The 12942-nt window shown below is 72.6% G+C and carries 12 protein-coding genes; 5 read left to right on the top strand and 7 right to left on the bottom strand.

Annotated elements, in window-relative coordinates:
- Positions 1-458 precede the first annotated feature (458 nt).
- Positions 459-2015: a hypothetical protein gene (locus ACIGG8_RS03915; RefSeq protein WP_396545520.1), complete on the top strand. Its 1557-nt coding sequence runs from the start codon at positions 459-461 to the stop codon at positions 2013-2015.
- A 119-nt stretch (positions 2016-2134) separates the two neighbouring features.
- Here ACIGG8_RS03915 and ACIGG8_RS03920 read toward each other — a convergent pair whose 3' ends face one another.
- Entirely contained in the window at positions 2135-2941 is an 807-nt protein-coding gene (locus ACIGG8_RS03920) for a hypothetical protein (RefSeq protein WP_396545522.1), read from the bottom strand.
- Between the two features lie 337 nt (positions 2942-3278).
- Positions 3279-3896 carry an RNA 2',3'-cyclic phosphodiesterase gene (gene thpR / locus ACIGG8_RS03925; protein WP_396545524.1) on the bottom strand — a complete coding sequence of 206 codons (618 nt, stop codon included), beginning with the start codon at positions 3894-3896 and terminating at the stop codon, positions 3279-3281.
- Positions 3897-4058: 162 nt separating this feature from the next.
- On the opposite strand from thpR, the gene ACIGG8_RS03930 reads away from it, so the two are divergent.
- Positions 4059-4877, top strand: a complete 819-nt coding sequence (locus tag ACIGG8_RS03930; protein ID WP_396545526.1) for a hypothetical protein — start codon at positions 4059-4061, stop codon at positions 4875-4877.
- A 211-nt stretch (positions 4878-5088) separates the two neighbouring features.
- On the opposite strand, the gene ACIGG8_RS03935 is transcribed toward ACIGG8_RS03930, so the two are convergent.
- From ACIGG8_RS03935 to ACIGG8_RS03945, 3 genes are all read right to left on the bottom strand, one after another.
- Positions 5089-5832 (bottom strand): LURP-one-related/scramblase family protein, encoded by a 744-nt coding sequence (locus tag ACIGG8_RS03935; RefSeq protein ID WP_396545756.1) that lies wholly within the window; start codon positions 5830-5832, stop codon positions 5089-5091.
- 304 nt (positions 5833-6136) lie between these two features.
- Positions 6137-8302 carry a hypothetical protein gene (locus ACIGG8_RS03940; protein WP_396545528.1) on the bottom strand — a complete coding sequence of 722 codons (2166 nt, stop codon included), beginning with the start codon at positions 8300-8302 and terminating at the stop codon, positions 6137-6139.
- Complete coding sequence (locus ACIGG8_RS03945) at positions 8299-10140, bottom strand: HSP90 family protein (protein ID WP_396545530.1); 1842 nt, start codon at positions 10138-10140, stop codon at positions 8299-8301. The genes ACIGG8_RS03940 and ACIGG8_RS03945 overlap by 4 nt, the downstream gene beginning before the upstream one ends.
- 200 nt (positions 10141-10340) lie before the next feature.
- Between ACIGG8_RS03945 and ACIGG8_RS03950 the strand changes: the two genes are divergently transcribed.
- The 3 genes from ACIGG8_RS03950 to ACIGG8_RS03960 all read left to right on the top strand — a co-directional run bounded on the left by ACIGG8_RS03950 (position 10341) and on the right by ACIGG8_RS03960 (position 11730).
- The gene (locus ACIGG8_RS03950) at positions 10341-10802 is read left to right on the top strand and encodes an SRPBCC domain-containing protein (RefSeq protein WP_396545532.1); all 462 of its coding nucleotides are present in this window, start codon (positions 10341-10343) and stop codon (positions 10800-10802) included.
- A complete protein-coding gene (locus ACIGG8_RS03955; protein WP_396545534.1) occupies positions 10799-11149 on the top strand; it encodes an ArsR/SmtB family transcription factor in 351 nt (116 codons plus the stop codon). The genes ACIGG8_RS03950 and ACIGG8_RS03955 overlap by 4 nt, the downstream gene beginning before the upstream one ends.
- Positions 11150-11286: 137 nt before the next feature.
- Positions 11287-11730 carry an SRPBCC domain-containing protein gene (locus ACIGG8_RS03960; protein ID WP_396545536.1) on the top strand — a complete coding sequence of 148 codons (444 nt, stop codon included), beginning with the start codon at positions 11287-11289 and terminating at the stop codon, positions 11728-11730.
- A gap of 108 nt (positions 11731-11838) precedes the next feature.
- Here the strand turns inward: ACIGG8_RS03960 and ACIGG8_RS03965 are convergent, their stop codons facing one another.
- Both ACIGG8_RS03965 and ACIGG8_RS03970 read right to left on the bottom strand, forming a co-directional pair.
- Positions 11839-12285 carry a hypothetical protein gene (locus tag ACIGG8_RS03965; RefSeq protein ID WP_396545538.1) on the bottom strand — a complete coding sequence of 149 codons (447 nt, stop codon included), beginning with the start codon at positions 12283-12285 and terminating at the stop codon, positions 11839-11841.
- Positions 12278-12805, bottom strand: a complete 528-nt coding sequence (locus ACIGG8_RS03970) for an Imm50 family immunity protein (protein WP_396545540.1) — start codon at positions 12803-12805, stop codon at positions 12278-12280. The genes ACIGG8_RS03965 and ACIGG8_RS03970 overlap by 8 nt, the downstream gene beginning before the upstream one ends.
- Between the last annotated feature and the right edge of the window lie 137 nt (positions 12806-12942).

Raw genomic sequence — 12942 nt, forward strand, 5'->3', positions numbered from 1 at the left:
CCTCCTCTTCGGTTTTCTGACGATGAATTACAAAGTAATGGGTATTTACACCCGGCGGCACGGGTCGCGCAATGCGGACGACGGGAATCCGCTGCACACCGCCCAGCTGCGCGCTGGGGCGCGTACGCGGCGGACAACGCAGGGGAGACGAGCGCTCCCGGAGTGCGCGGATCCGCCCCTGGCGACTCGTCAACCTCCCGAACTTGGGCTGTACATGCCGATTGGTGTACGTTCTGGCCAGGCAAGATCCACTGGTTCCGTCCCAGGGGCCCGAAGCCTGGTCGACGGCGGATCTCGACCTTCTTCAGCCCGGCCCCCTCCACCTCCTCCGGCAGTCGGCCGGGGTCGTCGCGTCCGGGTGGAGCTTGCCGACGCCGCCCAGGGCATGCGCCCGAGATCCGCGCATGCCGGCGGTCCTCCCTGTCCGCCTGACACCGAAGGTGATCCTCCGTTTGTCCATGCGCACCCGCACTCTGCCCGTACTCACCGCATCCGCCGTGCTGCTGCTCAGCGCGTGCGACCACACGACACCGGCAGCCCCGCCCGCCGACCCCGCCGCGGCGGCGGCCCCGGCCCTGATCGCCCCGACCGATGCGGCCGCGCCGCTCCCCTCGGCACCCGCCGAGGACCCGAAGGTCACGCTGGTGACCCCGGTCGCCGACCATGCGTCGGCGGGCCCGTCGGCCGCCCCGGCCGCACCCGTCACCCCGAAGTCGGCACCGAAGTCCGCGCCGAGGAGCGTCTCGCCGCAGAACGGGCCCGCCCCTTCACCCGCGAGTCCGTCCCCGGCCGGCACGCCGGTCGTGGCCGGTACGGCCGGCGCACCCGTCGTGGCCGGTACGGCCGGCGCGGACGGTGCGCCCGGCCTCAAGCTCGACTCGTACGACAAGGGCACCGGCAAGGCCGTGCTCGCCGTCGCCGACACCGGTAGGAACGCCCCGAGCCCGAGCGCCACTTCCGCCGCCACAGCTGCCGTCCGGGTCGGCCAGGTCATCGACAGCCCGCCGTCGGCTGCCGCGCCGCAGGGCGCGCTGCTGGCGATCACCGAGGTCAAGTCCGTCGGCGCCGGGAAGGTGGCGGTCAGCACCCGCCCGGCCACCATCTCCGAACTGCTGGGCGACACCTGGGCCGACGTCAAGAGCGCCCTCGACCCGCGCAAGATCCAGGTCACCCCGCGGGTCAAGGACCTCAAGGCCTCCTACGTCCCGAAGGCCGACGGCGGCCAGGGCTCGGCGTCAGCAGCACTTCAACTGAACGCGAGCGACAGCATCACCCTGCCCGGTGGGGCCAAGGCCTCCCTGACCGGCTCGATCGAACTCGACCCCAGCGTCGAGTTCTCCTACCAGGGCTCCCGGGGCATCCTCCGCCCCGAGCAGGCCAGGATCGGCTTCGACCTCGGCGCGCACGCGGACTGGCACCTCACGGCGAGCCTCACCGGCTCCACCGGCCCGGTCAGGATGCCGATCGCCACACTCACCGCCGCCCCCACCGTGATGGTCGGCCCGGTCCCGGTCGTGATCACCCTCAACGTCACCGTGTACGCCGCGATCAGCGCCGACGGCAGTGTCACCGTCGACACCACCCAGAGCATCGACGGCGCGTGGGCCGTCCACTCCGACTACACCAGGGCGGGCGGCTGGACCAGCACCACGGAGCCCGTCAGCACCAAGGTCACCCCGGTCAAGGCCACGTTCTCCGGCCGTGCCGACGTCCGCGCCGGCCTGGTCGCCGAGGGCTCGGTCGCCCTCTACGACACGGTGGGCGTGAAGGCCAGCGTCGAACCGTACCTGCGGGCGTCGGTGGACGGTTCGGTCACCGTCGACAGCAGCGGCGCCAAGCCGGTCGTCGAGGGCACGGCCGGCCTCTACGGCGGGCTCGACGTGAACGGAGCCTTGATGGCACGCATCGCCGTCTTCGGCACCCCGCTGCTGGAGAAGGACCTGCCGTTCAAGATCTACCACAACGAATGGCCCATCGCTGCCGGTTCGTACCGCAGCGGCAACGGGATCGACTGACGATCAGTCATGATAGCGGCTCTGGGCCGGGATTGATCCCCGGCCCAGGGCCTGGGCAAGGCAGTCAGGGCGCCGCGAGGCCCTTCCGTGGTGGCCCACGGCGCCTACACGGTGCTCCGTCAGGCGGGGACGTTCCTGATGACGGCATCGGTCAACGGCGAGAGCTGCTGCACCAGTTTGTCGAAGTCCGCGGTCCGGCCGTCGGACCACTGGGCCGAGCCGACGAGCAAGCCGTGCCCGTAGGACGCGAAGTCCTGCACGAAGCCGCTGTCGGCCGGCAGCCGGGGCAGGCCCGAGTCCTTGGGCGGGATGTGGACGCCGACTTCGCGGGCCTCGGGGTGGGCGCCCAGCTGGGTGACCAGGTGCAGGCTGTCGAGCGGGTCCTTCATGGTGAACAGCGCCAGGTTGTACTGGTTGCCCTCGGCGTCCCTGTACAGCACCAGGTTGACGCCGAGACAGCCGTGGCCCTGGGTGATCCACCCGGCGAGGGTCGGCGCCACGGTGTTCGCGCCGGTGCAGGTGGGGTGCGCCACGGCCGCGACCAGCGTGTACCCCTGTACCTGCGCCGGGAAGACGGTCAGCGGGATGGCCGAGGCCGGAGCGTCGGCCGCCGCCGAGGCCGCCGCCAAGGGGGCAACGGTCGGCGGCGTCGCCGCCGGTGCCGAGGGCGCGGACGACACCGGGGCGGGCGCAGGCGCGGGTGCGGCCGCGGCCGGCGCCGGGTCCGACGGCCGGAGCAGGTACGCCGCGGCGCCTGCGGCTGCCAGCAGGACCGCGGCCACCGGAAGCAGCAGCCGACGCCGCGAGCGTCGACGCTCCGGCTGCGGGGCCCGTTCGGCGACGCTCGGCTCCCGCGCGGCCTTGTTCTTCTCGAAGTCCTTGACGAACTCGTCCCACAGATCGTCACCGGATTCACGCATGCTCACAGCTTCCACACCTTAGTGATCATCACCACCGCTGGGAAGGCGAGCCCCTGTGCCGGGGATCACTCGGGGGACCGACGGCCGGAGTGCCGAACGGAGCGGTCGCGGAAGAGGGGACGGACGGCCGGCCCACGATAGGAGTCGGTACCGGCCGTCCTGCGCCTTCCCGGCCCCGGGCCCTTCAACAAGCCCATGCGAGGAACGCGCTGCACGCCATGCTAGACGAGGGGACCGACACGCTCCCGTTGCCGACGGTCCGACGGCGGTCCGACGGCGGTCCGAGGGTGGTCCGACGGCGGTCCGACGGCGGTCCGGCCGAGTGCGGCGAGGGCGCCCGGGGCTACGGCTCGCCGGGGGCGCCGTCGTCCCCGGGGCGGACTGCGGTGCCGAACCGCCACGACTCGATGTCGCGGTAGTGGATCGGCCCCGGCCCGCGGCCGATGTTGCTGCCGACCAGGTGGAGGCGCTCGCTGAGCCACGGTCGGCCCACGAAGTCGGTGAGCCCGGCGGCGACCTCGGGCACGCTGGTGGGATCGTCGCGGCGGGCCCGTGCGAGCGTCAGATGGGGCCGCAGCGGGCGCCCGCCGAACTCGATCCCGCAGGACCGGACCAGCTCCCGGACGTCGGCGGCGAGCAGGTGCAGTCCCTCCAGGTCCCCGCCGATGCCGCTCCACAGCAGTCGGTCGTCGAACTGGCCGCCCCCGCGCAGGCTCAGCCGCAGGGCGGGGTGCGAGGCGGCTCGGCCCGCCAGTACCGAACGCAGCAACGGCACTGCAGTGGAAGGGAGTTCGCCGAGGAAGGCCAGGGTGATGTGCCAGTCCTCGATCCGGTTCCACCGCAGCCGCGGGTACCTCTCGTAGGCGGGCTGCAGGACGCGGGCCAACTCGTCCTTGGCGTCGTCGGGCGGGGCCAGCGCCACGAAGACGCGCAGGGTCGAGGGCTCGGGGTGATCGTCCACCAGGGATTTCTAGCACCCCGTACGCGGCCCGGTGCAGGCGGATCCGTGAGGAACCGCTCCGACCGGGGTTCCGTGAACGGACCGGACCGGACCGGACCGGGCTCGACGACGAAGCGGCCGGCGCCGGGCGACGGGCGGCCGGCTGCTGGTTGACTGTCCGACGTGACCGAACTGATCGACATACCGGACGCCGAGGACGGCTGGGAGCCCGCGTCATCGACCCGACCGGACCGACGCAATCCGGCGTGGCAGTCCTCGATGTTCCAGAACGCCACCTGGCCGTTGAGTGCGCTGGCCTTGCTCTCGGTGGACCTGGACGCGGTGGCCCGGCGGCTCAGGCTGACCCTCGAAACCTCGTGGGACGGGCACGGACAGCTGCGGGCGGCGTTCTTCGTACTGGACGGAACGGACTTCGTCGTCACCCACCACGAGGGCGATGCGCCCGGAACGCACGTCTGGACCAGGAAGGGCGGGCCGACAGGTTCGGCCGAGCGCGTGGCCCGTCTCCTCGCAGCGCTCGGGGTGGGACCGGAAGCCGTCTCGTACTCCACCTGGGGCGCAGGCACCGACCTCTCCCGGATGCCGGACGCCTGGTGGCGGGGCCGGACGAAGCCGGTGTCCTCGCGCCAGGAGTTCTGGGACGGCTTCAAGAAGCGTCCGGGCATGTACGTCGGCCATGTCTCCTTCGGGACGGTGACCGCGTTCCTCACCGGCTACGACTTCGCCGCCGGAGGAGTCCTGTTGGACGGGTTCCGGGACTGGCTCGCCTGCCGGCTGGGATCGGGGTGGAACGTGGTCTACCCGGCCCTGGTCGTGGACGTGGCCTTTCCCGACGGCCGCCCGGCGGAGCCGTGGTCGGAGGAGGAGGACCAGCACGCCGTGCGTGAACTCTTCCGCCTGCTCGACGAGTTCTTCGAGCACCTCGCCGGAACCCCGCTCGCCGGCCCCGGGCCGGCCGGGGGGTCGGACGACGCGGGGTAGCGCGGTGGCGGCCGGGCGAGGCCGGGCGAGGTCGGGCGAGGTCGGGCGAGGTCGGGCGAGGTCGGGCGAGGTCGGGCGAGGTCGGGCGAGGTCGGGCGAGGTCGGGCGAGGTCGGAGGGCCCCGCCCCCCGGGAAACGGGCTGGTCGGGGGGTGGGGCTCCGGACGACGTGCGGGCTGCAGCCGTACGCGGTGCAGCCGTGCGGGTTGCGGCTAGCCGAGGCCGCGGGCGTCCTGCTTCAGCGCGGTGTCGACGGTCAGCGCGGTCGCCACGACGAGGCTGAGCAGCGGGTCGGCGAGCGGGCGGTGGATCTGGAGCACGTAGTTGTCGGCCGTGGTGAACATCGTCTTCGCCAGGCCCTCCCACGTCTTGGTGATCCGGGCGATCTCGGTGTCCGTCTCGTCGACGATGGAGAAGTTCCAGGCGCGCCAGTTCTCCGCCTTGATGGCGCCGACCTTCCGGCCGCCGACCTCCAGCGCGAAGTTGATCTTCCCGATGACGTTCTGCTGGATGATCTGGCCGACCTCCTGGCCATCCGGACGCTGCACGATCACCCGCGACTTGATGAGCTTCGCCGGGCGGGTCAGCAGCAGCACCGGGGTGCCCTGCGCGTCACGGATCTCCAGCTTGTGGGTCAGGTACTGGTCGAGGGAGGTGAGCAGCCGTATCAGCTTGCGCAGACCGCTCTGGCCGACCTGGACCACCGAGCCCAGCGTGCCGCCGTTCTGGTCGAGGACCGCGTACTCGTTGGTCAGCTCGATCAGCTTGGCCTTCTGGTTCACCACCAGGACCGGCTCGGAGAAGAGAGTGCCGCCGCCACCGTGGACCGGTCCGACGCCGGCCTGCTGCTGCACCTGACGCTGGATCCGGGCGGAGTCGCCGGCCGGAGCGCCCGGCTGCCCGGGGAAGCCGGGAGTGTTCGTGTTCTGGGACATGGCGGGCAGGCTAGGGCCAATCCTCGGTTGGTAGCCAGATCGTTTTGGACGGCGCCGGGGCCCGCCCGGAACCTCGCGTTGTGAATGTGGCCTGCAGGTATGGGTTTTGCAAAGAAAAACTGATGGACACTCAATGTGGCGAGTGTGACTGATGTCACAGCTGATGATCGTGCGTAACCGGACATGTCCGACCGCCGCGCATCCGATGCGGCCTCAGGCCGTGGGCGCCCGGGGGTACGGCGGGCGGGGTTTCGGCAGACGGCGGGCGGCGGTTGTGGCGGCCGACCGGGCGGCGGCCGGGCGGGGCCGCCGCCCGGTCGGTGCGTCAGTCGTCGAGGTCCTCCTCCGTCAGGTCGTGGTCGGCCAGGAAGGCGGCGAGTTCGTCGTCGGCGCCGCGGGCTCGCAGGGCCTTGGCGATGACGAACAGCTCCTCCCAGGCGTCGTCGGGTTCGTCCAGCAGGGCGAGGGCGGCGCGGGCGGCCTCCTCGGCCGCGACCGGGTCACCGAGGTCCAGGTGGACGGCGCCGAGTTCGGTGAGCACGGCGCCCCGCCGGATCCCCGCGTCCGTGCCCGGGTAGGCGTCCCCGTCCGCGCCCATGCCCGGGTCGACGGCCGCGTCCGCACCGGCGCCCGTCGCCGCGTGCGCGTCGAGCAGGTCGCCTGCCGTGCGCAGCCGGTCGGCCGCCTCCGCCGGGCGGCCGGTGACGCGCAGTCGGCGGGCGTAGGCAAACAGCAGGCCGGCGGTCGCGGTGGCAGGAGCGGCGGAGTCGGCCGGGCCTTCGCCGGGCGCACGGCCGAGGGCGGCTTCGGTCTCCTTGAGGATCTCGGCGAGCAGGCCGTCGGCGGCCTCCTGCTCGGCCCACGGAAGCCGGTCGAGCGCGTCCGCGAGCGCGGTCAGCGCGTCCTCCTGCCGGCCGGCGGCCTCGAAGCCGCGGGCCGCGGCGAGGAACCGGGCGGCGGCCGCGGGCCCGTAGCCGAGCCAGTCGCCGAGGGTGGATTCGAGCTCCGGGCGCGGCGGCAACGACGCCGGGCCGCCGGCGGACTGCCCCGCCGGGCCCTCGGCGGGCTGCCCCCACTCCCCCGAGTCCAGGAGTTCGCCCAGCACCCGGCCGGCCTCCTGCCTCCGACCGTCCGCCCGGTAGGCGCGGGCCAGCAGCCACCGGCACGCGGCGAGGTCCGCCGTCAGGTCGAGCCGGTCGAGTTCGCGGACGGCCTCCTCGGCCGCCTCCACCGCTTCGGCGTGCCGCTCCTCGGCCAGCAGCGCCTCCGCGACGGCGGCCCTGGCCCGGGCGGCGGAGGTCAGATCGCCCGCCGCGGTCCGGGCCGCGACCTGCTCGGCCAGGCGGTGGATGCGTTCGCCGCTGCGCGAGCGCAGGTCCCGCTCGAAGACCGACAGCGGCGTGGGCTCGCCGATCGGACCGGCGGCCATCCACTCCTCCATCCGCGAGCTCTGGAAGGTGTTGCCGTTGCGCACGTCGAACCGTTCGGCGACGGCCAGGGCCCGCTCGCGCAGCTCCACGGCGAGGTCGGCCACCCGCGCGTCCGGGCGGCGCCTGCCCTCCACGGTGGGGAAGCGCAGGACCGTCCCGGCCTCCTGCTCCCGGGCCCGCGACAGGACGGCGACGGCCGCTGCCGCGAACTCCATCTCCGTCAGCGGTGTACGGGCCCGGTCGAGCCAGGACAGGTGGCGCTCGATCAGGTCGAGCCCACGGCCGACGTTCCCGCTGCGCACGCAGAACAGCAGGTTCAGCGCCAACTCCCCCAGGTGGTGCGGGTTGTCGCGGATCCTGCGGTAGGCGGTGCGGTGCGCCTCGACGGCGCGCGTGCCCTGGCCGGTGCGCACGAGGGGCAGCAGCAACTCGGAGTTGATCCACTGCGGCTGCTCGGTGCAACCGGAGCGGACTGCCGGCTCCCCGACCCGGATCGCCTCGTCGTCCCGGCCGAGCGCGACCAGCGTCCGCACCTGGCTGCTGGGCACGCAGCCCGAGCAGTCGGAGAGGCCGTCCCGGCGGGTGAGCGCCATCCGCTCGTAGAAGTCCTGCGCCTCGTCGAGTTCGCCGATGCTCTCCGCGACCAGACCGCGGTGCTGGAGGACGGCGTGCATGCTGTGCCCGCCCCGGCGGTAGCGCCGCTCCATGTCGTCCACCAGGTCCCTCGCCCGCTGCAACGGGATCTCCGGGAACTGGTGGACGTTGTAGACCATCCACTTGAAGTGCCACAGCAGGCTGCGCTCGTGCCCGGGGGCGAAGCGCTCGGGCTCCCGGTCGTAGGCCGCGAGGCACCAGGAGAAGGTGAGGAAGGACTTCGCCGGCGCCCAGCTGTGCTGGTACATCCGCGTCGCCGACATCCTGACGTCGAAGGCGAACTCGACCAGTCCGAGCGCGTCGGCGTGCCGGATCACCTCCTCCAGGGCGGCGAACTTCGCCGCACCGGTGGGCATCCCGTGGGTGCCGGCGAAGAGCTGCCGGAGTTCCTGCTCGCTGCGGCTCATCGTGCGCCTCCCGCGACGGCGCGGCCGATCAGGCCGAGGAAGGACTGGTTGAGGGCCGCGGTGTCGGCCGGGCGCAGCGGGTGGTGGCCGAGCAGCAGCGCCTGGGCGTAGAGCCCCTCCAGACACATCGCCTGGAGCTCCGGATCGGCCAGCGCGAGGACCTGGCGGGCGAGCGGGTTGCGGTGGTTGAGCACCAGTCGGGGCCGGGGCGCGGTGGCGGACTGGAAGCTGCCGAGGATCGCCGACCAGGTGTCGTCGACCTGCTCCCGGGTGCCCCGGACGTCCAGCTGGAAGGCCGTGTCCTCGTCCAGGAGGTAGAGCGCGGGCAGCCCGGACGGTTCGAAGGAGCGGACCAGCAGGTCGCAGCCGAGCCGGTCGAGCACCCGGTCGGCGACGGCCAGGAACGGGGCGATCGCCTGCTCGTCGGCCGCGTCCAGGCGCTGCAGGTGGGTGGTGAGGTCGGCGGCGCGCAGCTGCTCGACCTCCAGGGTGCGGTCCACCGAGGCGAGCCGGTCGATGATCTCCGCGTCGTAGACGTAGCCGGCGTTGAGGACGGCCAGGCCCTGCGCGGCGGCCACCGGGGCGAGCTGGCGGAACTCGTCCAGCAGCGGGGTGAAGCGCAGCAGGCCGTAGCGCTCGCCGAACTCGGCGAGGGTCAGCGGGCCGACGTTGGTCTCCATCGGCCAGAACTCGGCGACCAGGCGCAGCATGTCGTCGTCGTGCAGGGCGAGGGCCTTGACGCCCAGGTGGTGGACGCGCAGGAAGGCGCGCAGCCGGGCCGGCTCCTGCCGGCTCAACCGTACGAGCCAGCCGCGCAGTCGGTCGCCGAGGGTGTCGCGGGTCGCCTCCAGGAGGGAGTCCTCGTAGAGCGCCTCGCGGCTGGCGGTGGGCCGCAGCTCGGTGGTGTCGACGACGCAGCGCACGAAGAAGGCCCACTCGGGCAGCAGGCGTTCGGCTCCTTCGGAGAGCAGCATCTGCTTGAGGTAGACCCGGTGCGCGGCCGGGACGGCGGGGTTGGCGGGCATCGGGAGGACGAAGGCGACGCCGCGCAGGCCCGCCTCGGCGGTGGCCACGTCGATCACGTCGAAGGGCGCGAAGCCGAAGACCTCCTCGCAGTACGCCTCCAGGCGGGCGCGTCGGGCGGCCTCGGTCTCGTCCTCGGGGCGGTCCCAGGGGGCCGGGCCGCCGGTGACCGGCTCGCCGTCCACCGTGATCGGGTACGGCAGCCGGGCGCCGTAGTGCTCGACCAGGCCGGTCACGGCGCGGCGGGTCAGCAGGTGCTCGCATCCGGGCCGGGGGCGCAGGGTGACGGTGGTTCCGGTCTCCTCGCGCTGCCGGTCGGCGGGCGCGAGTTCCACCGCGTAGGCGCCGTCCGAGAAGCCGTGCCACAGCACGGTGGGCTCGCCGGCCCTGCGGGTGGTGACCTCGATCGCGTCGGACACCATGAAGCAGGACAGCAGCCCGATGCCGAACTGGCCCATGAACTCGTGCCGGGCGAAGCCCAGGTCGTCCCGCTTCGAGCTGCGGCCGATCGTCGCCAGCAGCTCGTGCACCTGTGCCTCACTGAGGCCGATGCCGTTGTCGCTGATGGTCAGGGAGCCGTCGCCGGTCGTGTCACTGGAGGCGATCGCGATCCGCGGGGCGGCGTCGGCCGTACCGCCCGCGTGCGTGGTGTGCGCGTGCGTAGTGTGCGCGTGCGTGGCGTCCGTCCGGCGCGCCGTGATGGCGTCCACGGCGTTCTGCAGCAGCTCGCGGGCGTAGACCTGCGGGCTGGTGTAGAGGTGATGGCTCAGAAGGTCGACGATCCCGCGCAGGTCGACGCGAAAGGTTTGGCTCAACGGGTTCTCCCAGGTCGTGTCGGGAGCACCTTAGAACGGGAGTACGACAGCGGGCAGTCGAATATCCGCGCCGGCCTCGGGCAGGGTCCGGGCGCGCCCCCGGATCCCTTTGGCGCAACCAAAGGTTGCGCATTTCGGCGGAGCGGCCTACCGTTATACGCAACCAAAGGTTGCGAAAGTGGTGGAGAGAGGAGAGCAGGATGGAGTACGGCAGCATCGAGCGGGAGATCCGCGTCGAGGCCACGCCCGAGGTGGTCTACGAGGTCATCAGCACGCCCGAGCACCTGCAGGAGTGGTGGCCGGACGAAGCGGACGTCAAGCCGGTCCCGGGAGCCACCGGGTCCATCTCGTTCGGTGCGGGGACACCGGACGTGAAGGTCGTACCCCTCACGGTGGTGGAGGCCGACCCGCCCCGGCGGTTCAGCTTCCGCTGGGCCCACGGCGAGGGCGAGCCCGCGACGCCGGACAACTCGTTCCTGGTCACCTTCGACCTGGTCCCGTCCGACGGCGGCACGCTGCTGCGGTTCACCGAGACGGGGTTCCGGGAGCAGGGCTGGGAGGCGGCCGTCCTGGAGGAGGCGTACCTCGACCACGCCCGCGGCTGGGACCACTTCCTGCCCCGCCTCGTCACGTACGCGGCCCGGATGGGGACGCGGCCGTGAGCCCCGTCATCGACGACGAGCTCTGGTCGGCGGTCGGAGACCCGATCCGGCGGCGGATGCTCGACCTGCTCCTGACCGGCGGCGGCGGGACGGCGACCACCCTCAGCGACCAACTCCCGGTCACCCGGCAGGCGGTCGCCAAGCACCTCGGCGTGCTGGGCCGCGTCGGGCTCGTCCACGACACGCCGTCCGGACGCGAGCGCCGGTACGAGGTCGACGAGGCCCAACTCGCCCGCGCCGTCGCACAGCTGTCGTCGGTCGGCGCCGCCTGGGATGCCCGCCTGCACCGCATCAAGCGGATCGCCGAGGCCGTCCAGCGCGACCGGGACAGCGGCCGGGAGAGCTGAGCCGGCACGCACCGAGGAACGCACGACGGGACGCACGAAGGCGCGCGTCGAGGAACGCACGAAGGCACGGACGAAAGCACGCACCGAGGAACGAACGCGCCCGGGGACGGGCGCCCGTACGAGAGAGAGGTACCGCCATGGCGGACATCCTGCACCGGATCGGAGTCACGGCGTCCCCGGACGCCGTCTACACGGCCCTGACCACCGTCGACGGACTGACGGGCTGGTGGACCGAGGACACGGAGGGCGAGGCCGGCGTCGGCGGCGTGGTCCGGTTCCGGTTCGGCCCTCCCGGAGGCTTCGACATGAAGGTCCTGGAGACCGAGCCCGGCCACCACGTGCTCTGGGAGGTCATCGACGGCCCGGAGGAGTGGATCGGCACCCGGATCCGCTTCGACCTCAAGCAGGAGGACGACTTCACCATCGTCCTGTTCCGGCACGAAGGCTGGAGGGAGCCGGTGGAGTTCATGTACCACTGCAGCACCAAGTGGGCCACGTTCCTGATGAGCCTCAAGGGCATGCTGGAGACCGGCACGGGTGAGCCCGCGCCGCGCGACGTCAGGATCAGCAACTGGCACTGACCGGCCGCGACGGCCCCCGAGGGGCCGGTGGCAACGGCTGAGGCCTGAGTGCTGAGGACGGCGAAACGGCGAGGGCCGAGGGGGACGCCCCTCGGCCCTCGCCGCATCTCACTCGAACCGGCTCCGGAGCCATCCGACGGGCGGCTCGGCACGGATCCCGGCCGCCACGAAGGACACGTGCTTGCCCCGCCCGGAGAGCACCACCCTCCTGCCCGTGAGCGTGGCGCGGGTCGTGGGCCAGCCCGACCACGCGTCCACCGCGAAGTCCGTCACGCCGGTGCAGACCAGCACGAACTCGACGGCGTTGTGGCCGCGCTCCCGCCACAGCTCGGCGCCCGCCGGGACGACGAAGGCGGAGAACCTCAAGGTGACGGACGCTTCGCGTTCGTCGACGAGGACGGAGTCCAGGTCGTAGTCGCTCAGCGGGGGCGGCGGTGCGCCCAGCACCTCGCGGACCGTCCCGGGGTTCACCACCTCCGCGGACCAGTCGCGGTCACCCTGCCGGTCCTGGTCACCCGACCGGTCGTGGTCACCCTGCCGGTCGCGGTCACTCATAGAACCTCTTCGCGGTCGTGGGCGGCAGCGCGCTGCCGTACAGGCGCCGGTCGAGCGGGCTCACGAACCACCGCTCGGCCGCGTAGGGTTCGGCGTCGCGGGCGCAGTAGGCGTTGAGGTGCCCCACCTTGAGCGCGGCGTGCGCCGTGAAGTCCAGCGAGAACCCGCGACCGCTCACCCCGACCGCGATCCGCCGCTCCCGCTCCCGCTCCCGCTCCCGCAGGAACGGGCTCAACCCGATGTCGATCACGGTGCCGTCGGGAACGCCCCGCATCCGCAGGTCCTCCTCCACAGCCATGAACTCGACCTGCGCCTCGAACCGGTCGCACCCCGCGTCCGTCCAGGCCTGCGGGGCGAGATCGGGAAAGCGGGGGAACTCGACCCGCAAGGTGACGCCGGCCCCGCGCGGGTTCAGCTGCACCGACCGGAGGACCAGGCCCTCCAGGGGCGGCAGTTCGGTGTACAGCGCGGTCAACTGCCCGGAGTGCGTCAGGAGCTCCGACCACGCGCCACCCGCCATGCGCCCGCCCTTCCCTTCCGGATGCCTCACGCACCGTCCTGACCTGGGATGGTACTGCGCGGTCACCGCTCGTCCCGGCCGCGGTTCCCGCGATTCCGCACGGAAGCGTCAGGGACGTCAGTAGCGGGAGGCGCGGA

It is taken from the genome of Kitasatospora sp. NPDC085464, from assembly GCF_044541955.1.
GTDB lineage: Bacteria > Actinomycetota > Actinomycetes > Streptomycetales > Streptomycetaceae > Kitasatospora.

Excerpts from the sequence above, each read along its gene's own strand:
- ACIGG8_RS03915 (WP_396545520.1), top strand. The coding sequence starts at position 459 with ATGCGCACCCGCACTCTGCCCGTACTCACCGCATCCGCCGTGCTGCTG.
- ACIGG8_RS03960 (WP_396545536.1), top strand. The coding sequence starts at position 11,287 with ATGGCGGACATCCTGCACCGGATCGGAGTCACGGCGTCCCCGGACGCC.
- ACIGG8_RS03965 (WP_396545538.1), bottom strand. The coding sequence starts at position 12,285 with ATGAGTGACCGCGACCGGCAGGGTGACCACGACCGGTCGGGTGACCAG.
- ACIGG8_RS03970 (WP_396545540.1), bottom strand. The coding sequence starts at position 12,805 with ATGGCGGGTGGCGCGTGGTCGGAGCTCCTGACGCACTCCGGGCAGTTG.
- ACIGG8_RS03940 (WP_396545528.1), bottom strand. The coding sequence starts at position 8,302 with ATGAGCCGCAGCGAGCAGGAACTCCGGCAGCTCTTCGCCGGCACCCAC.
- ACIGG8_RS03950 (WP_396545532.1), top strand. The coding sequence starts at position 10,341 with ATGGAGTACGGCAGCATCGAGCGGGAGATCCGCGTCGAGGCCACGCCC.